The organism is Psychrobacter sp. Marseille-P5312 (assembly GCF_900291405.1).
In the GTDB taxonomy this organism is placed as follows: Bacteria; Pseudomonadota; Gammaproteobacteria; order Pseudomonadales; family Moraxellaceae; genus Psychrobacter; species Psychrobacter celer.
In genome coordinates this window covers 1,316,622-1,338,855 of the sequence record NZ_OLML01000001.1, presented here as the reverse complement: position 1 = coordinate 1,338,855, position 22,234 = coordinate 1,316,622, and the positions used below count along the sequence as shown (strand labels likewise).

At 48.4% G+C, this 22,234-nt stretch carries 23 protein-coding genes; 9 read left to right on the top strand and 14 right to left on the bottom strand.

Annotation, left to right across the window (positions count from 1 at the left end):
- Window positions 1-186 precede the first annotated feature (186 nt).
- Window positions 187-486, top strand: coding sequence for a GNAT family N-acetyltransferase (locus C6W44_RS05790; protein ID WP_105244600.1), 300 nt, complete (start codon window positions 187-189; stop codon window positions 484-486).
- Between the two features lie 103 nt (window positions 487-589).
- Window positions 590-883, top strand: a complete 294-nt coding sequence (locus tag C6W44_RS05785; RefSeq protein WP_105244599.1) for a 4a-hydroxytetrahydrobiopterin dehydratase — start codon at window positions 590-592, stop codon at window positions 881-883.
- 153 nt (window positions 884-1,036) lie between these two features.
- On the opposite strand, the gene C6W44_RS05780 is transcribed toward C6W44_RS05785, so the two are convergent.
- Entirely contained in the window at window positions 1,037-1,192 is a 156-nt protein-coding gene (locus C6W44_RS05780; protein ID WP_011512513.1) for a DUF1328 domain-containing protein, read from the bottom strand.
- Between the two features lie 585 nt (window positions 1,193-1,777).
- Here C6W44_RS05780 and C6W44_RS05775 point away from each other — a divergent pair.
- The 3 genes from C6W44_RS05775 to C6W44_RS05765 all read left to right on the top strand — a co-directional run bounded on the left by C6W44_RS05775 (window position 1,778) and on the right by C6W44_RS05765 (window position 5,197).
- Complete coding sequence (locus tag C6W44_RS05775; protein WP_105244598.1) at window positions 1,778-3,064, top strand: saccharopine dehydrogenase family protein; 1,287 nt, start codon at window positions 1,778-1,780, stop codon at window positions 3,062-3,064.
- A 499-nt stretch (window positions 3,065-3,563) separates the two neighbouring features.
- Window positions 3,564-4,376 carry a hypothetical protein gene (locus C6W44_RS05770; protein WP_105244597.1) on the top strand — a complete coding sequence of 271 codons (813 nt, stop codon included), beginning with the start codon at window positions 3,564-3,566 and terminating at the stop codon, window positions 4,374-4,376.
- 308 nt (window positions 4,377-4,684) lie between these two features.
- On the top strand, window positions 4,685-5,197 hold the full coding sequence (locus C6W44_RS05765; protein ID WP_105244596.1) for a hypothetical protein: 513 nt from the start codon (window positions 4,685-4,687) through the stop codon (window positions 5,195-5,197).
- Between the two features lie 171 nt (window positions 5,198-5,368).
- On the opposite strand, the gene C6W44_RS05760 is transcribed toward C6W44_RS05765, so the two are convergent.
- Entirely contained in the window at window positions 5,369-7,891 is a 2,523-nt protein-coding gene (locus C6W44_RS05760; RefSeq protein WP_105244595.1) for a Tex family protein, read from the bottom strand.
- A 96-nt stretch (window positions 7,892-7,987) separates the two neighbouring features.
- Between C6W44_RS05760 and C6W44_RS05755 the strand changes: the two genes are divergently transcribed.
- The 3 genes from C6W44_RS05755 to C6W44_RS05745 all read left to right on the top strand — a co-directional run bounded on the left by C6W44_RS05755 (window position 7,988) and on the right by C6W44_RS05745 (window position 9,920).
- Window positions 7,988-8,200, top strand: a complete 213-nt coding sequence (locus C6W44_RS05755; protein ID WP_105244594.1) for a hypothetical protein — start codon at window positions 7,988-7,990, stop codon at window positions 8,198-8,200.
- Window positions 8,201-8,445: 245 nt separating this feature from the next.
- Entirely contained in the window at window positions 8,446-9,201 is a 756-nt protein-coding gene (gene ompR / locus C6W44_RS05750) for a two-component system response regulator OmpR (protein ID WP_105244593.1), read from the top strand.
- Window positions 9,202-9,359: 158 nt separating this feature from the next.
- On the top strand, window positions 9,360-9,920 hold the full coding sequence (locus tag C6W44_RS05745; protein WP_158676699.1) for an exopolysaccharide biosynthesis protein: 561 nt from the start codon (window positions 9,360-9,362) through the stop codon (window positions 9,918-9,920).
- Between the two features lie 65 nt (window positions 9,921-9,985).
- Here C6W44_RS05745 and C6W44_RS05740 read toward each other — a convergent pair whose 3' ends face one another.
- The 4 genes from C6W44_RS05740 to ubiG all read right to left on the bottom strand — a co-directional run bounded on the left by C6W44_RS05740 (window position 9,986) and on the right by ubiG (window position 12,980).
- A complete protein-coding gene (locus tag C6W44_RS05740; RefSeq protein WP_075102180.1) occupies window positions 9,986-10,252 on the bottom strand; it encodes a DksA/TraR family C4-type zinc finger protein in 267 nt (88 codons plus the stop codon).
- Between the two features lie 184 nt (window positions 10,253-10,436).
- Window positions 10,437-11,270, bottom strand: a complete 834-nt coding sequence (locus tag C6W44_RS05735) for a YciK family oxidoreductase (RefSeq protein ID WP_105244591.1) — start codon at window positions 11,268-11,270, stop codon at window positions 10,437-10,439.
- Window positions 11,271-11,365: 95 nt separating this feature from the next.
- The gene (locus C6W44_RS05730; RefSeq protein WP_075102178.1) at window positions 11,366-12,076 is read right to left on the bottom strand and encodes an HAD family hydrolase; all 711 of its coding nucleotides are present in this window, start codon (window positions 12,074-12,076) and stop codon (window positions 11,366-11,368) included.
- Between the two features lie 55 nt (window positions 12,077-12,131).
- Window positions 12,132-12,980, bottom strand: a complete 849-nt coding sequence (gene ubiG / locus C6W44_RS05725; RefSeq protein WP_105244590.1) for a bifunctional 2-polyprenyl-6-hydroxyphenol methylase/3-demethylubiquinol 3-O-methyltransferase UbiG — start codon at window positions 12,978-12,980, stop codon at window positions 12,132-12,134.
- 346 nt (window positions 12,981-13,326) lie between these two features.
- Here ubiG and C6W44_RS05720 point away from each other — a divergent pair, with 346 nt between their 5' ends.
- A complete protein-coding gene (locus tag C6W44_RS05720; RefSeq protein WP_075102176.1) occupies window positions 13,327-13,947 on the top strand; it encodes a thiol:disulfide interchange protein DsbA/DsbL in 621 nt (206 codons plus the stop codon).
- A gap of 165 nt (window positions 13,948-14,112) precedes the next feature.
- On the opposite strand, the gene yjgA is transcribed toward C6W44_RS05720, so the two are convergent.
- The 8 genes from yjgA to mazG all read right to left on the bottom strand — a co-directional run bounded on the left by yjgA (window position 14,113) and on the right by mazG (window position 22,068).
- The gene (yjgA, locus tag C6W44_RS05715; RefSeq protein WP_100748714.1) at window positions 14,113-14,625 is read right to left on the bottom strand and encodes a ribosome biogenesis factor YjgA; all 513 of its coding nucleotides are present in this window, start codon (window positions 14,623-14,625) and stop codon (window positions 14,113-14,115) included.
- Between the two features lie 196 nt (window positions 14,626-14,821).
- Window positions 14,822-15,799: an RNase adapter RapZ gene (gene rapZ / locus C6W44_RS05710; protein WP_413772336.1), complete on the bottom strand. Its 978-nt coding sequence runs from the start codon at window positions 15,797-15,799 to the stop codon at window positions 14,822-14,824.
- 182 nt (window positions 15,800-15,981) lie between these two features.
- Window positions 15,982-16,863 (bottom strand): pantoate--beta-alanine ligase, encoded by an 882-nt coding sequence (panC, locus tag C6W44_RS05705; protein ID WP_105244589.1) that lies wholly within the window; start codon window positions 16,861-16,863, stop codon window positions 15,982-15,984.
- Between the two features lie 91 nt (window positions 16,864-16,954).
- Window positions 16,955-17,755, bottom strand: a complete 801-nt coding sequence (gene panB / locus C6W44_RS05700; RefSeq protein ID WP_105246482.1) for a 3-methyl-2-oxobutanoate hydroxymethyltransferase — start codon at window positions 17,753-17,755, stop codon at window positions 16,955-16,957.
- Window positions 17,756-17,806: 51 nt separating this feature from the next.
- Window positions 17,807-18,397: a 2-amino-4-hydroxy-6-hydroxymethyldihydropteridine diphosphokinase gene (folK, locus tag C6W44_RS05695; RefSeq protein ID WP_105244588.1), complete on the bottom strand. Its 591-nt coding sequence runs from the start codon at window positions 18,395-18,397 to the stop codon at window positions 17,807-17,809.
- Window positions 18,398-18,421: 24 nt separating this feature from the next.
- Window positions 18,422-20,632 carry a polynucleotide adenylyltransferase PcnB gene (gene pcnB / locus C6W44_RS05690; RefSeq protein WP_105244587.1) on the bottom strand — a complete coding sequence of 737 codons (2,211 nt, stop codon included), beginning with the start codon at window positions 20,630-20,632 and terminating at the stop codon, window positions 18,422-18,424.
- Window positions 20,633-20,795: 163 nt separating this feature from the next.
- A complete protein-coding gene (locus C6W44_RS05685) occupies window positions 20,796-21,200 on the bottom strand; it encodes a ComEA family DNA-binding protein (RefSeq protein WP_227526365.1) in 405 nt (134 codons plus the stop codon).
- Window positions 21,184-22,068 carry a nucleoside triphosphate pyrophosphohydrolase gene (gene mazG / locus C6W44_RS05680; protein WP_105244586.1) on the bottom strand — a complete coding sequence of 295 codons (885 nt, stop codon included), beginning with the start codon at window positions 22,066-22,068 and terminating at the stop codon, window positions 21,184-21,186. The genes C6W44_RS05685 and mazG overlap by 17 nt, the downstream gene beginning before the upstream one ends.
- Window positions 22,069-22,234: the final 166 nt, after the last annotated feature.

Here is a 22,234-nt window from a genome sequence, read left to right as displayed (position 1 = left end):
CTACTCGCAGGCAGCGCATAATAAGGCATAACATATTTGGGCAGATAATAAATAGGCAATAACGCCATCTATCATCGATCTAGCGCCTTTTTATAAGAAACATCGATCTAGAGCTTTCGTATAAGAGCCACTGTCTAAATACCCTCAACCTAAAGCTATCTGATAAAACCAACAACGGAGTATATGATGAGTACACAGGAATTTACTGCAGACAACGCCCCAACCATCACCCACAACGAGTCCGCAAACCGCTTTGAGACCACCATCGACGGTCATACAGGCTACATCAGCTATCAGGAGCGCGACGACAAGCTGGTGTATGACCATACCATCGTGCCAAAAGAGCTAGGCGGCCGTGGTCTTGGTACAGCACTGGTCAAGCATGCTCTCGACTATGCCCGCGCTCATGATAAAAAGGTCGTGCCGCAATGCTCATTTGTCGCCTCCTACATCAATAGACGACCTGAGTATCAAGACTTAGTATAAAAAATTTGGTATAAAATACTTGATATAACAGACTGTTCGCCAGTCAGCTGACGTCATCGTTATTTTTAATAAACCAAACCACATAATAATAAAGATTATTAATATGAGTAGTTTATCTGACAAACAAATCAACCTACAGTTAGAAGAGCTGGCAGGATGGCAACGTGATGGCAATAGTATCGTCAAGACCTATTACTTTAGCGACTTTATCGAAGCCATGAGCTTTATGAATCAAGCCGCTTTTCATGCAGAGGCGCTCGAGCATCATCCTGAATGGCGTAATATCTACAATGTGGTAGAAGTGCGCTTGACCAACCACGATACAGGTGGCATCTCAAGCCTGGATATCCGTTTGGCCAAACGCATGGAGCACATCATTCAGCCCAAACACTTATAAGCGCTATCTGACAGACAAACACAGCAGCCAAAAAAAAGTCCTCGATTCAAATCGAGGACTTTTTTTACCAAATATACTCAAGCATCTTGCCTGTATATTTAAACTTGCCTGCATATTTAAAATAGTTAAACCTCTTAGCTGCTTAACTGCCGACTACATACGGCGGCTTACAAATGCGACGATAAATAAAATCACCGCCAACGCCAATAAAATATACGCAAAGTTTGCTGATAAGCCTGCGACACCGCCAAAGCCCAAGAAACTTGCTAACAATGCGATAACGGCAAAAATAATAGCCCAGCGAAACATAATCTTCTCCTTGAATGATAATCAAAACCAGATCGCAGATCTGTCTGCATGACTCATTAAGTGGCGTACCTCTATGGTTCTTTACTGTCACTTAAACATCACTTAATCTGCTATCCCTTCTTTTCATACTCATTAATTGTTGTTTTTTTATACCTATTACAACGGCTTACGACCATAGATTAGCAACATTTGTCGCCAGACAACGTTCATTTTGGTAATAATACCGGTGGATTATGTAACCTTTGTAGCAAATCTTAATACTCGCCAAATCTTGTTTTTATTTATAAAGATTGTGTGTAGCGACAGATGGTGTTTTATAAGTCACGCTTTTTTTGTCCATTAAATCTGTTATAACCCCTCATAGTGACCCACTAAAAAGCAGCTAGGCGCAGTATGGAGGACACGCCCTAGTCATCAGCCTTGCTGTCACATTTTTATAGGAAGCTGACTGTCGCAACCCAACCATAAAATGACTGTCAGTACTGCACTTGACCAGATGATCATTGAGCAAAAGTTGCTATGATGATGGTAGCTACGATAATGAACGAGCCGCTACAAACAACCATTCATATAAGGAAGAGAGTTATGGATACCAATACGGATACGACCAATCACACCGCTGCAAACAATACTGAAAAACGACCTTATGCGGTCGTGCTTTATGGAGCGACCAGTTTTGTTGGGCAGATTACCGCCCATTATTTGACCCATTTTTTGTCAAATGCCAAAAACAAAGACGGCTCTAATGTCACATGGGCCATCGCCGGCCGTGATGAAGCAAAGCTAAACGACTTGCAGTCCAAACTTGCCAGCAAAGTCGACACCATCATTGCCAATAGTAACGACGCCGCCAGCCTCGATGCGATGACCAAACAAACCCAAGTCATCATCTCAACCGTCGGCCCCTACCTCAAGTACGGCGAACCATTGATCAAGTCTTGTGCAGAAAATGGCACCGACTACGTCGATCTGACCGGTGAAGCCATCTTTATCAAAGACATGATGGATAAATATCAGGAGACGGCAAAACAAAGTGGCGCTCGTATTGTCAACTCCTGCGGGTTTGATTCCATTCCTTCAGATTTGGGAGTTTACTTTACCCAAAAGCAAGCCGAAGAGAGATTTGGTGAGACATGTGATGTCATTCATATGCGTGTCAAGGCGGCAAAAGGCGGGCTGTCTGGCGGCACTATTGCCTCAATGGCAACGATATTTGAAGAAGTCGGAGAAGACAAATCGCGCCGCAAGCAAGTGGCCAACCCTTATTTGCTAAACGATGATAAAGACGCGCCAAACGTACGCCAAGACAACATCAGTAAACCAAAATACGACAGCGAGCACAAACGCTGGCTTGCGCCCTTTGTCATGGCCAGTATCAACACCCGTATCGTCCATCGCACCAACCAACTGCTCGGCTATGAGTACGGGCGTCAGTTTAAATACGATGAAGCGATGTGGATGAAGGATGGCGTCAAAGGTCAACTATCGAGCTATGCGATGAGCGCAGGCTTATTTGGGTTTGCCACAGCGATGATGATCAAACCCAGCCGTGAGCTACTATCTAAGCATGTGCTGCCCAAGTCAGGCTCTGGCCCTTCTAAAGAAGAGCAAGAAAACGGCTACTTCGATATTCGTCTGTTTGGTCAAACCACTGGCAACCAGACCATCAATACCAAAGTCACCGGCGATAAAGACCCAGGTTACGGCAGCACTTCGCGTATGTTGGCACAGGCCGCTCTTTGCTTGGCACAAGATATCAGCAAAGACGATGTGGCCGGTGGATTTTGGACGCCAGCGGCCGCGATGGGCGATACCTTATTGTCGCGCTTAGAGGAGCATGCCGACCTTCGTTTTGAGGTAGTCGATGCCTAACATTATTATCATGAGTAGATGAAGGGCTGCATCACATTCATCCCAGCCGTACTGTACTTATTTTATAGCAGATCGACTATAGTCTCTGACCGTGTCTTATTTATAAGGTGCGGTTTTTTATGGCAAAAATTTTAGAAAATGTAGTGAAACATCAAATGACAAATTTGGGCGGCTGTTAATAAATACAACTAGTGTACTTCTTTAGTGACAGATGTTACCTGTTGACGATTTTTTTATACATTATGCTACACATTCCTAGCCTAATGTCACAGCCATCTTTTGGTCACTAGCGTAGGATAAAAAAGGTCACATAGCAAAGGTCGCATAACTTTTTGTGCCTTGTTTCTAGACATCTTATAAAGACCAAACACCTTATAAATACCGCTCTTGACTACTTAGTTTCTGATAACGCACAGTGAATGGCACATCGTCAATGTTACGTAGCCATGAGAATGATATAAAACAGAGCAAAATCAATAATAATGAAGAGGGAACCACAATGAAATTGTACGTATTAACCGCCGCTGTATTTACTTCAGGCCTTATGATGTTGGCAAGCTCTGCCAATGCAGCTATGACCACCGATAGCCATGGCAACGTTGGCTATGATAGCTATGATGAGTGCGTCAGCGCAGTCAAAGATGGCTCGGCCAAATTTTATACCCCTTATACTTATCAAAACCCCAAGCGCCAAGCCGGTGAAGCCGCCGTCAAACAAATGACGCTAGCAGAAGTGATGATCCCCCAAAGCGTGGTCGATCGCCATAACTTACCTACCAAGGATTACTCTGCAGGAGCTTGTGACTTAGGCGTTGGGCAATCAAACGGTCGTTATGGGGTATCGGGCGCGTTGGTCGGCAAATATGTCCCTATCGCTGCTGATATGCCCGTCAACGTCTATATGGACAAAGCTGGCAACCCAGTTCGCTTGAGTATGCAGCAATGTGACAATCATTTTGGCGATAAATTTCCCACACCTATCGCCAGTGAAGCCCCTGCCCCAGAGGCACAAATTGCGGTCACTGAAGCGCGCAGCGTAGAGCCTGTCGTCGTTGAGACAACGCGCGTAATACGTCCAGCCAAGTACAGCGTCAAAGAAGTCATTATCGCTCCAGATGATCAAATCAAACGCGTCAACACCACTCAAGGCACGGCAATCGCCATCGAAGATAGTGCCAATCGCGCTGTGATTGTGGGCGCAGAGGCCGATGCTGACGTCCTTGATAACACAGAAATCAACCAAACCTTCCCTGTGGTTCGCGTTCCTGATGCTGACGAGATACCTCAGATAACAAAAGAGGTAAATGAATAAAGGATTGGCATATAACCTGTTTTAAATACGCGCTCAAAGCGCCAAAAAACGAAGACAACCGAAGACAAGCTTGGATAGATATTGTCGCAAATGTATTACCAACGTTTCATAATGTCACAAGAAAACACCAAGCCGTTAGAACCTTAATGACTTTACTACTGAAATACTGGCCCTAGAGCTGGTATTTTGCGTTTGGGAATAATAACAAGATCGTATCAGCACATAAGGTAGTGACTCAAAGTTCACCATCTTATGCGCGGATTTGTGGTTTTGTACATAATCATCTTATTATATTTTGGAGTTTTATTATGAAAAACACGGCTTTATCACTACTTATGGGTGCGACGCTTATCTTACCAACCATGGCGATGGCAGCCCCAGTCAACACAGCAGAGGTGACCCCAGCGGATAAACTGGCCGAACCCGTAGACAATACCTTACAAGCTGAAGTCGAAGGCCCAGATGGTGAGTTACTGGCCACTCAACCTGGCGCTGTAGAAAGTGAAGAGGCAGTTGCTATCACAGATGCAGCAGCCATGGAGGTGGCGACTAAAGAAGCTACTGAGGAAGAAAATGATGCAATGGCAGCGGCTGGCATGCAACCTGCGCAAACCGAGCAGCCTGCTCCAGCACTCAACATGCAGCACAGTGATGCAAACTATCAGCCACTATTGGCAGGTGAAGGCGCAACCGACGACGAAGCTGCCAACGCAGAAATCACATTACAAGAAAAGAAAAAAGACAAGCGTGGTGAGCTACTCGCAACGCAGCCTGCGGATGTCGAGTTTAAAGAAAATCGCCGTATCGCTATTGCACGCTAAGATTTGGGCGCAATAATAGCGTCTCGATAATAACCGCGCCTCAATTATAGCGTCGCTAACAAACAGCATAAACACAGATAGTATTTTGCCTAGTAAGGCACAATTGATACAAGCGTATGACACAAAAAAGGCAGCCCAATGGCTGCCTTTTTCTATTTTTTATAATACTGATTATTTTTTGCTTTTGGTCACGCCGGCTTCTTGTAGCAGTGCGCCCAAAGTCCCCATTTTGGCTGGTGCGTCGGCTTTTGGAGCCTTGCTGCGGTTAGAGGCACTGTCATTAGCTTGACGATGGTCACGCGGTTTTGTTGCACGCTTATCCGCTGGGCGCTTGTTGTTTGGACGATTGCTGCGCGGGCGGCTCGCTTTTTCATCACCACCAGTATTGCGGGTCGCAGGCTTGGCGGCTGGCCGCGCTGATTTTTCTGCTTCAGGCTTCATGCTAAAGCCAATACGGCCACGTTTTTCATCAATGGAGATGACACGTACCGAGACGATATCGCCTGGTTTGACACGGTTCATCGGATCAGCGACAAAATCATTGGCCATCTGCGAGATATGTACCAGCCCGTCTTGATGCACACCAACATCCACAAAACACCCAAAGGCGGTGACGTTGGTCACCACGCCTTCTAGCTGCATGCCTTCGCTTAAGTCTTTAATGCTATTGACGTCTTCACGGAAGTTAGCGGTCTTAAACTCAGGGCGTGGATCGCGCGCAGGTTTTGCCAGCTCTTCAATGATGGCTTTTACACTGACATTGTCGTCATTGGCCGCCAGTGCTGTGGTATCAATGCTATTTAATACGCTGTCATTACCCAGCACCTCTGGCAATGCTTTACCAGTTTGCGACAGCAAGCTATCAACCAGCGCGTAGCTCTCTGGATGAACGCCTGTCGCATCCAGCGGGTTGCTGCCACCGTGGATACGCAAAAATCCTGCCGCTTGCTCAAAGGTCTTGACCCCGAGGCGTGGCACGTTTTTGAGGGCTTCACGGCTATCAAAAGCGCCGTGCTCTTTGCGGTAAGTCACGATTTGCTGAGCGACGTTTTTGTTTAGACCAGCGATATGCGCCAAAATAGCTGGGCTTGCAGTATTCACATCAACACCAACCGCGTTCACACTATCTTGCGTGACTTTATCAAGGCTGTCGGCCAATTGGTTTTGGTTGACATCGTGCTGATATTGACCCACGCCAATGGCTTTTGGATCGACTTTGACCAGCTCAGATAGCGGATCTTGCAAGCGACGGGCGATAGAAACCGCACCGCGCACCGAGACATCTAAATTAGCAAGCTCATCACTGGCAAGCTCACTGGCAGAATAAACAGACGCGCCTGATTCATTGACGATCACGGCTTTGGCTTTTAATTCAGCGTTGGCGGCCAAAATCTCTTTGATCATCGCATCGGTTTCGCGGCTGGCCGTACCATTACCGATAGCCACCAAATCAACCTTATAAGTGCTTAATAACTCATCGATGATTTTTTTGGCTTCATCCATCTTATTATCAGGAGCAAACGGATAGACAGTCGCCACCACAGGTTTGTCTTCATTATCTAACATGACATGACCTTGGGCATCAACAACTGCCATCTTCACGCCGTGACGAATACCTGGATCGACGCCCAAAATCACCTTGCGACCAGCAGGTGCAGCCATGAGTAGATGCTGTAAGTTACTGGCAAACACCTCAATTGCATCGGCCTCAGCGGTCAGACGTTTTTCGGTCAATAAACGATGCTCGATATGCGGGCGCCATTTATCCTTCCAGAGACTGGTCGCCGCCTCCTGCAAAAACTCACGACGGGCAGCAGGCGCTTTGGCATCGATATCAAAATGACTGATGATTTTTTCGATAAAAGGAGCGTCTTCACCATCAATCTTCAGGCCCAAGACGTTTTCTTGGCGACCTCGCAGCATCGCAAGCAGGCGATGATTGGGCAGGCGCGCTAGGCTCTCACTGTGTTCAAAGTAGTCTTTGAATTTTTCGCCCACTTCGCGTTTTTCGTCACTGGCGACAGTCGATACGATGCTCGCTGTCTTTGCAAAACCATTACGCAAGTTATCAAGCAAATCCAGCGCTTGCGTCCATTCATCAACGATGATGGCTTGTACGCCCGCCAGTTGTTTGTCTAGATCACCAAAGTCGACCTCTATCTCATTGCCCTTGTCATCAGAGATACTGGCTGGCGCCTCATAATCTGCCAATGCATCAGTTGGGGTAATCTCTTGGGTCAACAGCGCTTGTGCCGGTACATCCAAACCGGCGGCGCGGGCTTTGGCAGCAGGAGAGCGGCGGCGCGGACGGTATGGCAGATAGATGTCTTCTAGCTCAAGTTTCGATGTCGCATTGTCAATGCGCGCCTGCAGCTCATCTGTCAAGTTGCCTTGCGTGCTGAGCAGTTCAGTAATTTTGAGACGGCGGCTGGCCATGTCACGCTCATAGTTGAGCGATTTTTCTAGCGCTCGCAGTTGTGCATCATCAAGATTTTGCGTCTTTTCTTTACGGTAACGGGCGATAAACGGAACTGTCGCGCCTTCATCATAAAGTTTAACAAACGCATTGACTTGAGCAGTCTTAATGCCAAGCGCGCGAGCAAGCTTGTCGTGAATATTCGCGTGTGTGGTTGCATCCAAAACCTGTGTATTTGTCTGGGTTTGAGATGGCGTTAAGGTATCAGTGCTACTCATATACGTATCAATCGTTGAGAAATGTAGTTTTGCATTATAGCAAAAGCTGCATGAATAAAAATCCTTTTTATCTTTTTGCGCTTTTGCCTAGACTTTATGGCCGATATCGCCTTTTATCCTTTCTGTTTCGGCGTTGTTAAACAAACGCATACAGCATTTATCCTGATGGATGATGCAATTGCTGGTGCAATCTTATACACTAAAGTATCAGCGGCGCAGTTTGGTGGTGTCTTGCAGCGTGAATCTCTAAGTCTGATTATTTTGTATCGCTTAACGCCGCTACATAACTTTGTGTGCTTCTATATTTAGAAAGCTATAGTCGAACCCAAATAAATCAGATACCTGGCCATCACGTCGCTCAATGAAACGGTGTTTTTATATTGGATTGACTATAAGGCATATTAAGAGGGAACTTTGTTGTTAGATAATTTTTAGATAGTTTTTTAGACAGTTTTTAATCGCAGAGCAAATAATGATAAGGGTGTTGCTCAGCGCAATTTATGCGTGACACCGATAATGAATGTTCATAATAATTTTTATAAGAGGATGCCTGTATGACAGATAATAATAGCCCAGATACTTTGACTCAGCGTATTTTGGTCGTCGATGACGATGCCCGCCTGCGCTCTTTGTTGCAGCGCTTTTTAGAGGACGATGGTTTTGTCGTGCGCACCGCCCATGATGCCAGTCAGATGGATAAGTTGATGCAGCGCGAGTTGTTTTCGTTGGTGGTGCTTGATTTGATGCTTCCTGGTGAGGACGGCATTAGTATCTGTAAGCGCTTGCGTGAAGACAATGCCGACATCCCTATCATCATGCTCACCGCCAAAGGCGGCGACGCTGATCGTATCGCTGGCCTCGAAGCAGGCGCTGATGATTATCTACCAAAACCTTTTAACCCAAAAGAGCTACTCGCCCGCATCAAAGCAGTACTGCGTCGACAGAACCGCGAATTACCCGGCGCGCCAAGCCATCAGCTAGAAGTGGTTGAGTTTGGCCCTTGGACGCTTGATTTGTCTACCCGCACCCTTAAACGCGACGGTAATGTAGTCACGCTGACCACTGGCGAATTTTCGGTACTCAAAGCTTTGGTACAGCATCCACGCGAGCCTTTAACCCGCGATAAGCTAATGAATCTTGCGCGAGGCCGCGAATGGGGCGCTATGGAGCGCTCTATCGATGTGCAAGTATCGCGTCTGCGCCGTTTAATCGAAGACAATCCTTCACAAGCTCGCTATATTCAAACCGTTTGGGGCGTGGGCTACGTATTCGTTCCAGACGAGGCGGATGCTGACGTTGAAAATGGGTAAGGCGTAAGCGTTTAGGAGCTATGGTGACAGACAATAACACTTCCCCTTCCAACTCTAATGCTGGTACAGACCGTAATCAAGCGGCTTTAGATGAGCATGACAATGCTCATTATGATAAAGGTGATTCAAAGTCGGATCCCTCTTCATCAGAGCACAGCTTGACTGCGGTACTTGAGCAATTAGAACCTAATGAAGATGCTGATAAGATCAGTATCGGCGATATTATGGATTCGCTGAATTCAAAAGGCTTTGGACCTCTGATATTTGCCCCTGCACTTATTGCTATTATGCCAACCGGAGGCATCCCTGGGGTGCCGACTATTTGCGGCGTGATTATTACTTTGATAAGCGTTCAGATGCTATTTGGCAAAGAGCGTCCTTGGCTGCCGCAGTTCGTTGATAATATCTCTTTTGATGAAGACAAGCTGCATAAAGGTGTGAATATCGCCTCAAAAGCCACAAAATGGATTGATAAACTGGTTAAGCCTAGACTCAAGTCGCTGACCTCTGACAAGGCAAAAAAGGCGGCAGCAGCCCTTTGTATCTTTGCCGCTCTTGCTATGATTCCGCTTGAGCTTGTGCCTTTTGCAGTTATGATACCGGCAGCCTCAGTGATTTTATTTGCTATCTCTTTAATTACTGAAGATGGCTATGTATTTTTAGCCGGTTTACTGTTCAATTTAGCAACTATTTATTTTTTGATTACTCAAGTACTGTGACAAAAAGTGCTGTGACAAAAAAACCAACCGCGTCAGGTTGGTTTTTTATTATAAATTTATACTTATCAGCGCAGTTGGCTATCCTTACTACCACGCCGATTAAACAGCTCCGTTGCCCGTGCGGTTTTTTCAAGCTCACTCTGACAGCCGACACAGTGCTGCACACCGGGTACGGCCAGTCGCCGTGCTTGTGGGATCGCATTGCCACACTCATCACAAAACTCAGCGCTTTCACCTTTAGGCATAGCCCGTCGCGCCCGCTCTAATGCGTCGTTGACCGTTGCATCCATTTGCTCGTGCTCAGCACCATCTCTTGACCATCCACCTGCCATAACGTCATCCTATTTATTATTAATGCTATTTAGCTTTTAAACAATAAAAGCCTTTAATAACAAATAGATGGGGATATCTTTATGGATTACAATGCCAGTTAGGGGCGGTAGATGAGGACGCCATCATCAGATATAGGCTAAGCATGATGAGACGTGCCTGAGCCATTTTGCTTATTGGCGATCACTAGTCTTTTGGTTGCAACTCCACCACCTGCCCACGCACACCGATACTGGCATCACTCATCAAGCAGACATAACCTGCCATGATATCCTCAGGGGTTTTTAGGCTCATGGGGTTTTCTCCTGGGTAGGCATGAGCACGCATGTTGGTACGCGTCCCACCCGGATTGATACAATTAAAACGTAAATTGGTGGTGTTTTTTGTCTCTTGGGTAAAGATATCGCTCATACCTTCCACTGCCTGCTTGGAGAGCGCATAGGCACCCCAAAACGCGCGCGGATGCGTGCCCACACTACTAGAGGTAAAGACGATAGAGCCATTGTCTGCGTCTTTGAGCAGCGGTAGCAGCGCCTGCGTCAGCATAAATGTCGCCGTACAGTTGACCTTCATCACTTGCGCAAAGGTATCGACGTCATACATCTCAAGCGGTGTCAGCTGCCCAAGCAGGCCAGCATTATGCAAGATACCATCTAGCTGGCCGATTTCTTTATCGATCAGCCCCTCTAGCTGCTGCATCTCGGCATAAGTGGCACCCTCTAGGTTCATCGGTAGCATGGCAGGCTGCTTGCCGCCAAAGCTCTCAATCTCATCATAGACATACTCAAGCTTGCTGCTGGTACGTCCGAGCAACAATACAGTCGCGCCATAGCGCGCATAGGTCAAGGCGGCGACCCGCCCGATACCGTCACCTGCCCCTGTCACCAAAATAGTCTTGCCATCCAAGCAGTTGTCAGGGGGTACAAAGCTGCGGATCTCATCATGTGTCAACGGCTGGGTAAAACCAGCTGTGTCTGTGCTGCTTTGCGGTTTGGTTGGCTGATTCGTAGTGTCACTCATGGCATTACTCACTGCTTATTATTAAATAGTTAGGATGCTTAATCGTTATTTCGGTAAATGGCAAGGCTTAGCTTGTAGTGCTTATCTTGTAGAGACTATAAATAATCGAACTGCCCCGAAGACAATAAAAGTTTATTCAACGCTTCAGGCGTCTCAGTAATATAGTCTGCGCCCCATTTTTTTAGGCTTTTTTGGTCTTCAGGCGGGATATAGCCATAAGCGGCCAAAATCGTCGGCATGCCAGCGGCGTTACCGGCTTCGATATCGCGTATATGATCGCCGACATACAGTACGCAGCCTGCCGCACCGCGCGGAATACCGAGCTTCTCTAAGGCCACATACATTGGCTCGGGATCAGGTTTTGAGCGCGAGACATCGTCGGGGCACACCAGCACCGCGCAGCGCTCATCTAATTGCATCACACTGAGCAGCTGTTCGGCCAAATAACGCGGCTTATTGGTGACGATACCCCATGGCACGCCTTTTGCCTCCAGTGTGCTCAGTACCTCGTCGAGCGCAGGAAACACGCAGCTATCGACGCAGATGTCTGCTTCATAATCGTCCAAAAACTGCTGACGAAAGCGCTGCAGCTCTTCATCACTTGCCTGCAGTTGGTCATTATGACGCAGCATCAGCTGCACCATGGCCGAGGCTCCGGCAGAGACTTGCTCTCGAATTTGCCCCTCCGGCGGCGCTTGCCAATCGTTTTCACCGCTCATCTTTGCGATGATACGGACAAAGTCAGCAGCAGTATCGATTAACGTCCCATCAAGGTCAAATAAAACCGCTTTTACAAATTGGCTCATAATAAATGCTCTTAGTCTAAAAGATAAATGTAGGCAAAATCACTTGAGGACGGCGCTATCGTAGTGGCTTTTGTACCGCCATCATATAATTGACATCGACGTTTTGTGCCAGCCAGTAGCGTTTGGTCAGCGGATTATAATGGAGGCCAATGATGTCTTGGCGTCTAAATCCAGCATAGCCAGCCATTTTGTCAAGCTCAGCGGGGGTGATGAACTTGGCATAATCGTGAGTGCCGCGATCAAGCAGACGCAGCACATACTCTGCGCCAATGATGGCAAACAAATAAGACTTGGGGTTGCGGTTGATCGTCGATAGCACGCACACCCCGCCTGGTGCCAGCAGCTCAAAACACGCCTGCACAATCGACTGAGGGTCCGGCACATGCTCCAGCATCTCCATGCAGGTCACCACATCGAACTGACCGGCGTGCGTTTTTGCCAGCGTCTCTACAGGGATATGCTGATAGCGCAGCGTGTGCCCAAGGCCACTTTGCTCGGCGTGGAGGGCGGCAGCTTTTAGGTTTTCGGTTCCCAAATCAATGCCTGTGACATCTGCGCCGCGGCGTGCCATTGACTCTGACAATATCCCGCCGCCGCAGCCCACATCCAGCACTTTTTTGCCCGCCAGACCCTGCTCGGCGGTCTTATCAGTGTGCTGCTCATCAACAGAGGACTGCGCGCTTTGATAGCCGCGTTTGATATTTTCTTCTATCCAGTTGAGGCGTAGTGGGTTGATTTCGTGCAATGTCGCAAAGGCGCCCGTGCTACTCCACCACTCCCCTGCCAGCTTATTAAATTTATCCACCTCGCTGGCATCCACATTGATGCTGTTAGTCTCGGCATTATTGACGCGGCTATCGGTTTGCTCATTGGCATTTGACGAAGAGGCATGGACTGAGCTCATGATATTTCCTTTATTGTCATTATAAGTGTCGTATATGAAGGGTTTGTCGTACAACGTCTACAACACGCACGACGATACACTCAATATTAGCATGAGAGTAGCGGCTTTGTCGTGAGGTACATCGTCACGGATTGTGAGTCATGGCTATTGATTCGCTCACAGCTTTACAACCATTCGTTAAGAATCGGATTCACAAGCGCCTATGTTTTACGTTATCATAGGCGCTACTCTATGGTAGGTCGACCGTACTCGACACTATATCGTTTGTACAGCTTTTAGCACTTTTGGCCTGTCTAAGCGGTAAAACCCATCATCACCCTAAGTTTATACATCTCAAGGATAAAGTATGAAACGTGTCATTACACTGACTGGTCTGGCTATGGCTATTGGACTTGCCACTATGGGCGCACAAGCTGCCGACTATGTCGCCGGAAAAGACTATCGCGTGCTCGACAATCCAGAAAAAATCAGCGGTGACGCCATCATTGTTCGTGAGTTTTTTTGGTATGGCTGCCCGCATTGTAACGTCCTCAATCCGCATATGGAAAAGTGGGCAAAAACCAAAGACAAAGATGTCGCGTTCTTTAAAACCCCAGCGGCGCTAAACCCTGTTTGGGAAGCCAACGCCCGCGGTTTTTATGCCGCCCAGCTATTAGGGTTTGAAAACAAAACCCACGACGCTTTGTTTGATGCCATTCATAAAGACGGCAAAAAACTCTTTGACCAAGCATCATTGAGCAAGTGGTATGCGTCAAAAGGCGTGGATGAAAAGAAATTTAACAGCCTATATAACTCATTTGCCGTCGGTACAAAAATCGGCCGCTCACAAGCTGGCGCAAAGCGTTATCAGCTTTCAGGGGTGCCAGCAGTCGTGGTACAAGGCAAATACGTCGTCACCGGTGAAAGCGCCAAAGTACCCAAGGTCGTTGATTATTTGGTCGACAAAGCACGCGCTGAAAAGAAATAAACCCAGCCCTTTAACCAAGTAATTTAACCGAGTGCTTCGGTCTTATCGCAGCGCTAGCGCATATCGTGATAGTAAGCCTATAAATAAAAGCCAATCATTTGATGATTGGCTTTTTTGTTTGTTTGCGTTTATAGAATTTATAGTATTGGTAGCGACGCTGGGCAGTTATTTTTTGAGCTGCGACAAGATGGCCACTTCTCGTATATAACTGGCCAAATCGGCTTCTGATTCTGCTAATAGCTCATCATCTTGCATGTGTTTGGCGTACTCAATCCATAACAACAGCTGATACATGCTGTTGCGCTCAGAAGCTTTGTATTGTTTGACAAACTGCTTTAGCGTGCCTTCGTCATTGATATTGAGGCGATCATACCAGCTCTCGATTTTGGAGACTTGCTCTTTTGGAAAATAGGCATCAAACAACGCTTTGACAAGCTCGTGGCGGTTTTCTTCGCCGATAAGCTTACCCACACGCTTGGTCTGACGATTGCGCGCATTGGCACTGGTGATGTCCGCCAATGCCATCAGCTCAGCCATAAAATAATCACTGGCCGGCAGTTTTTTTAGCTGTTTTTTCGACAAGCTTGCAAGTGGTATGGATAACTGCTGCAAGCGCTCATGGGCTTTTTTGAGTTCTGTGCGCGAGACGCGCATATCCTGTTCTGACCAGTCAATCATAAAAGCGTTCCGAAGTGAGGAATAGTAAAATAATAGGTGGTGTTCTAAAAAGTATGCTGGCGATAGAAGCCAATAAAAAATCTATGCTAAGTTCTCTGATTCTATAGGGCTTTCAAGGCTTCAAAAACTGTTCAAGTTTTAATCAGCATACTTTTTGACACACCACCAAATAATAAAGTGCACGTCTGCTAGGAGTTTACCACCGGCTTTTTTCGCGATGCTTGGCCAACACCTTGACCCCTGCTGGCATGTTCTGTGCCAAACGGCGCTGCAAAGCATCTGTGATAAACACCGAGCGATGCTTGCCGCCTGTACAGCCAAACGCTACCGTCACGGTATGACGGTTGTTGTGCAAAAACTCAGGCAGCCAGCGCGTCAAAAACTGATCGATATCATCGGTCATTTCTGCCACTTCTGGATAGTCGGCAAAAAATGTGGCGACCTCTGCATTTAGACCAGTCGCCGCTCGCAGCTCAGGGTTCCAATGCGGGTTTGGCAACACCCTTACATCAAAGACAAAATCAGCATCGATAGGGCTGCCATACTTAAACCCAAAAGACAAAAGATTGATGACAATCTGATTGTCCATGCCGATATGCGCACGTAAGCTGTCTTTTAACTGATGGATATTCAAGCTGCTGGTATCGATTCTGATATCAGCGTGACCTGCTATCGGCTCTAGCAGCTCTATCTCTCTTTTGATAGCCGCTGGCAGGTTAAAGGCGATATGACGGGCATTATCACTATCCACATCTTGCGACATCAACGGATGGACACGGCGAGTGGCATTGAACCGCGCGATTAAAGTATGCTCTTGCGCGGTGACATAAACGACTTTGACCGCCTGCTTACCATACGTTGCCTTTAGCGCCTCATAAGTCTCTGCAAAGTTAGACAAATCAGCGCGCGGTGTGCGAATATCGACTCCAAGGGCGATACGGCGTATACCGCTTTCCCTCACCAGCTTATGAACTGCCTGTGGCACCAAAGACAAAGGCAAATTATCGATAGAATAATACCCAAGATCTTCTAAGATATTGAGCACTGATGTTTTGCCAGAGCCTGAGCGGCCTGAGACGACAAGGATGCTAAGTGCATCGGCGGCGGCTGGCCGTCGCACTTGCTCCAAAGCCTGCTCAGACTGCTGATTGCTATTGTGTTGATCCATGTCCATCATCCACCTGTCCTAGGTTATCCAAGCCATACATACTAAACCACGCTACTCAGCCATCATAAAAGCGGCCTTGCTTTTGCCACAGAGCGGCTATGGCGATTATTATCAGCAGTTGACGCTATTGCTTCCTGCACATTGCGATATTACCATGGCTGATTATCTGACGGCGAATTGCATAATGACTACTTGAGCGTCACTAGCTGATTATCCAATAAACGCGCGCGCCCAAGCCATGCCGCTACCAAAATAACCATGTCTTGCTTATCTTTATCAAAATCCTCTGTAATAGCATCCAGCTCAGCAGTTTTTATCTGTAAATAGTCAACAGTAAACCCTGCATTTGTGAGGTGCTCACGCGTCTGTGCAAGTAGCGCCGTTATGTGCGGCAATATCGAGCCTTGCGGTGCTATTTTTATATCTTGCAACTGCTGCGCCAAACTTTGCAGCGCTTGATGGAGCACAGGAGCCACCTGCCGCTCGCTGGCCGTTAAGTACTGATTGCGTGATGATAGCGCCAAACCATCAGCAGCACGGACAATGGGCGCGGCGATAATCTCTAGCGGATAACTAAGGTCTCGCACCAACTGCTTGATAATCGCCAACTGCTGGTAATCTTTTTGTCCAAACACCGCCGCATCAGGCTGGATGATATTGAACAGTTTTGACACCACGATACCCACCCCATCAAAGTGTCCAGGACGTGACTGCCCGCATAGCTGCGCGCTAATCGTCCCTGCCAGCACTGCTGTCGCGGGCGGCAAGACTGGATACATCTCCTCGATACTGGGCGCAAAGACATAGTCCGCTGCCACTGTGGCAAGCTTTGCCACATCGTCGTCCAGCGTGCGCGGGTAGCTATCAAAATCTTCACCTTCACCAAACTGCGTGGGATTGACAAAAATACTCACCACCACGATATCAGCGTGTTGCTTGGCGATGTTTACCAGCTCAAGGTGGCCATCATGCAAATTGCCCATCGTCGGCACCAGAGCGATAGATTGCTGAGTGCGATGCGGCTGCAGCGCTGCACGCAAGTCTGATATCTGCTGATAAATGATTGGCATGATAAAGCCTTCTGCTCTTAATAATCGTAATTGCCGAAAAACAAAGTCAAACTCACTAGAATTGTCAAACTATCATCAATCCAGCTTAAAACTAGCTAAATTGATGCTGGGTGGTAGGAAAGCTGCCCTCACGTACCGACTGCTGATACAGGGCAAATGCGCCTTCAATACTGCCAGCACGATTGCGCGTATCGGTCAAGAAATCATGGACAAAACGCGGCACGCGGCCGTGCGCCATACCAAGCATGTCATGCATGACCAGCACCTGACCATCGGTATCTGCGCCTGCGCCGATTCCGATCACTGGTACTGCGACTGCTTGGGTCACCGCTTTGGCCAGCTCAGCGGGCACACACTCTAATACTAGCAGCGCTGCGCCTGCATCGACGACGGCTTTGGCATCAGCCAGTAGCTTGTCTGCTGCTGCCTCACCGCGGCCTTGGATTTTATAGCCACCAAAGACATTGACCGACTGCGGCGTCAGCCCCAGATGCACACACGTTGGGGTGCCTGCCCGCGCTAAGGTTGTGACCAGCTCGCACAGCTCACGACCGCCTTCTATCTTTACCACGTGCGCGCCCGCCTGCATCAGCTTGCGGCTATTGGCCACCGCTTCTGGCAAAGTGACGTAGCTCATAAACGGCAGATCCGCCAAAATCAAAGCGCTGCTGTTACTCCGAGCGATATTAGCAGTATGATAAACCATATCGTCAACCGTGACTGGCAGCGTTGAGTCATGGCCTTGAACGACCATCCCCAAGCTATCCCCTATTAAGATCGTGTCAATCTGTGCCTTGTCCATCATCCGCGCAAACATCGCATCGTAGCAGGTCAAGCACGTAAACTTGGTGCCTTCTTTTTTAAATTTATTTAGCGTAGATAACGTCGTCATATAGCCCTCAATCCCTTTGATTATCAGCTGAATACCTGGCGAGCTCACCGCTCATGAGTTATTTCTTAATAACTTGAGGCCTGTCCAATCGCAGCTTGGTGGATAGTCCGCAATCGGCTTGCCCAATACCTGCAACTCTGGTGCTATCTCACGTAGCGGCAGCAACACAAAGTTACGCTCACACAATCCAGCATGCGGTATGGTCAGCTTAGCGTCCGTCATTTGTAGCTGACCATATAGCAAAATATCGACATCCAAACTGCGCTCGCCCCAACGGCGCAATCGCGCCCGTTTTGCGTGCACCTCTAGCTGCTGACAAAACGCCAATAGCTCAAACGGCAATAACGTCGTCTCAAACCCCGCGACCGCATTGACAAAATCAGGCTGGTCTTGTGGCCCCATCGGCGCTGACGCATAAAACGATGACACCCGCAGATGACGTATCTGCGCATGCGCTTGTATCGCGTTGAGGGCGGTCTGTAGATGTTCGGTCGGCGAGCCCAGCTCATTGGCCAAATTACTACCCAACCCCACATAGGCGCATGCCCACTCTGCCGCGTCCTGATTACTGCCGTGACCATGTGTGCTATTGACGTCTACAGCACCATCGGCACTTTGACTGTTATGAAGGCGATTATTCATACCATTGGCTCTCACAGTCACCGATCAAGCGCCTTCAGCACTAGGCTGTCGACGGCGACGCTTTGCGGGTATCGGGCCTTTATTCGTCTCTATCAGACTGATGAGCGGCTGAGGCATTGCAGTTTGTGTTTTTTTGCTTGTGCTGGGCGCGGACGTTTTTGTTTTTTTAGCGGTAGCGGCTTCTTTATGGTCTGTGCCGCGCTTAGCTGGCGGCTCAGCTTCGATAGTAGACTGAGCAGCAGGTTTTGGCGCTTGTTTTGCATAAGCCTTAGCCGGTTTTACGGGCGTCTGCTCGCTGGCATCGGTCGCTTGCGGTTTGGTCGTAGTAACAGTACTGCTGGGCTGACGGCGGCGACGCTGATAAGGTATCGGCGCATTATTGAGACTCACCAGTGCTGGCGACTGGGCAACCGTGAGCGCAGGCTTATCTGGCACCGATGCGACGGCTGCTTGCTTATTCTCGCGGCTAACGGCTTGAGCCGATGGCGTCTGCTGTGTTGTGGATGGGTTTTCTGCTTGCGTCTTTGATTGTTTTTGCGGTCGTTTTTGCGACTGTTTAGGCGCGGCTTGCTGTTTGTCTTGAGCAGCACTCTGAGCCTCTTTATCTTGCGGCAGCTGTTTTTTTAGCGGCGGTACGACTTTTTCGTGCTCGATGACAAACAATGGCTTTGGCGCGGCAGGCTTTTTGTGCGACTGCTTGATAACGGCCAGTGACAATTGCTGCAATTGTGCCAGCTCCGCCTCGTCCTGCGACAATGGCTGATTGTCATCATGACGACCAGCGCTTGACTTACTGTTTGGCTGACTATTTGATTTGCTAGTCGCTGGCTGTGATTTGGCACGGCGACGACGCGCAGGAATACCGCCTGTATCAGCGCTGTCTTTTTGAGGCGCATTTGATGGTTTGGACGACGCGGTATCTGTCACGCTATCGATACTGCTATCTGACTTTTGGTTTTGGCGATTGCGCCCGCGGCCGCGTTGGCCTTTTTTGTAAGCGCCGCGGCGGATATTTTCATCAAAATCAGCGATGGCTTGCTGCTTGTCTCTCTCGGACAAGGTTTGATACGTCTGCCACCATTCGCCCATACCATTAGTCGACTCAGACAAGGGATGCTCGGCATCGCCGCACTGCTCACGCAGCAATAAAAAATCAAAACCTGCGCGAAAACGTGGATGCTCAGAGAGCTGGACGATTTGCTTGTTACGCGGTGCGGACAGTTTGGGCTGCAAAATCCAGATATCACGGATAAATTGCTCAGCAAACTTTGGAATGGCAGTTTTGATACGCTGACGGTCGATGACTTTGCCAGCGGCGTGCAGTTGCGCATCGGCAAAAGGCATGTTGCGTTTTTTGGCTTTTTCTAACTGGTGCAGGTAGTTTTCCCACAATAGCGCCGCATAAAAGAACGCCGGATTGATGCTTTTACCAGCAGCGATGCGCTTGTCGGTATTGATCGCCACTTGCTTGACCAGTGCGCTTGGCTCAGCAGGTGGATAAACGACCAAGCTATCCATCGCCCCTGACTCAAACAATAACGGCAATAGCGGTACCAAATAGCCACCGGTAAACATTTTTTGCGTCTCATCATAGAGACGATGCGGCGATATTTGCTCAAGTAGCGCCCAGTTGTCCTCATGGAACTGCTCCGCCAATGCCTCATCAAACTCAAAGCCAAGCTTGGCTTTAAAACGCAGCGCCCGTAGCAGGCGTACAGGGTCTTCTTCGATACGAGTAGGCGCGTGGCCAAGCAGACGAATGATGCGATTGTCGATATCGTCAAGCGCCCCGCAAAAATCATGGACCACGCCTTTGAGTGGTTGATAATAGAGCGCATTGATAGAAAAATCACGACGGGCAAAGTCTTGTTTTATATCGCCCCAGACATTGTCGCGCAAAATCATACCATCTTGGTTGGTATTGGCGTTGTTGGTCGGTGGCCCGCGAAACGTCGCCACTTCAATCAGCTCACGGCCAGAGTACACATGCGCCAATTGAAAGCGGCGACCGATGATACGGCAGCGCTTTCCAAAGACGTCTTTGATCTCATGCGGCTTGGCATCCGTCACTGCGTCAAAGTCTTTTGGACGCAGACCCAATAATGTGTCACGCACCCCGCCCCCGACGATATAGGCATCAAACCCAGCTCGGGTCAATGTGGCAATGACTTCAGTAATGGAATTGGGTAATTCAGATTTATTCAGTTCTAACTGCTTGGCGGCACGCTCGGCCATGCATCTACTCCTCGCCGGTATTCTTTGATCACCCCTAACAGACACAGTGTTTATCAGGCGGATGTAACGACTAGTTTAACAAATTTTGCGCCTGCTGGGTGTGTTATGACCGCTACTTACGTGCTATTTTGTCAATATTCGCCTTGATTATTGCCAAACGCCTTCATTCATCTTGGACGCTGATGCGCGCTCGGTTTTTCTCAACGGTCTTCTGACCGATGCCTTTGACCTTTGCCAAGTCATCGACCGTCTGAAAACCGCCAAACATCTCGCGGTATAAAATAATCGCCTGCGCCTTACTACTACCGATACCGTGCAGCGAGACCAGCTCGCCCTCACCAGCACGATTGATATTGACCACCGTTTGCGTGCGTGCGTGCAACTGCGCGGCCTCTTGCGCCAATAAAGACGCGTATGCTTGCTGCGGACTGGTAAAACAAGTCGCTGCCAAGGCCTCGCTTAGCATGAGCGTCATGATAAGCACTGCCCCAGCGGCAGCCGCACCGACTGCACTGACGGCTTTGCTGAGCATAGCACCGATCAAGCCAGGCTTATGATGAGCGTTCATGTCGTTTTGCCGCCTCCCACAAGGCATCCATCTCCTCAATATCGCTATCTTCCAAGCTTTTACCTAACTGCGCTAACTGTGCTTCGATATAGCCAAAGCGTGATTTGAATTTATGCACACAGGTCAGCGTTGCCGCTTCGGCGTCAAGGCTGAGCTTGCGCGCCACATTGACCAGCGCAAACATACAATCACCCAGCTCTTTTTCGATATCGCTAATATTGGCTTTTATCTCCGCCTTGGATTTATCCCTAACCTCCGCCTTTAACTCCTCGACCTCTTCTTCTAACTTTTCAAAAGCGCCGCTGATGCCGTCCCAATCAAAGCCCAGTTTTGACGCTTGGCTTTGTACCGACTGCGCTTGCATCAGCGCGCTACCTGCCTTCGTCGCATCCAAACGCCGACGCGGTTTGCCCCGCGCTTCATCGACTCGCCGCTCCTCCGCTTTGATCTCATCCCAGCGCGCTTTGACCGCCGCGTCGTCTTTAAGACTCTCCGCTTCAAACACATGCGGATGACGACGAATTAACTTCTGTTGCAAAGTGGTAATCACGTCACTCATATCAAAACGCCCTTGCTCCGCGTAGAGCTGGCAATGAAAAATCACTTGCAGCAGTACATCACCCAGCTCGCCCTTGATGTCTTCGTCATCATCCGCTTGTACCGCTTCGCCAAGCTCGTAGGCTTCCTCAATCGCATAAGGAATCAGGCTACGATTGGTCTGTTTTTTGTCCCACGGACAGTCGGCACGTAGACGCGCTATCAAGGCAAGTAAGTCATCAATCTGGCCGGTGGCCTCAGGGGTGCCCTGTACAGGCGTGGGTGATGATATTTCATTACTTAGTTCAAACAACTGACTGTCTTGCATCATAGTATTTGCCTATCTATATGAACTACTCACCGCTTTAAAAGGCGGAAACTTCTCCATAAAAGCATTAAATAGCGAGTCAGACTAATAATGCAATATTATGAACTTACTATATTTCAGTGTATTATCTTAAAATACAGTTAACCAACTATCCAAATCAACCCACGTT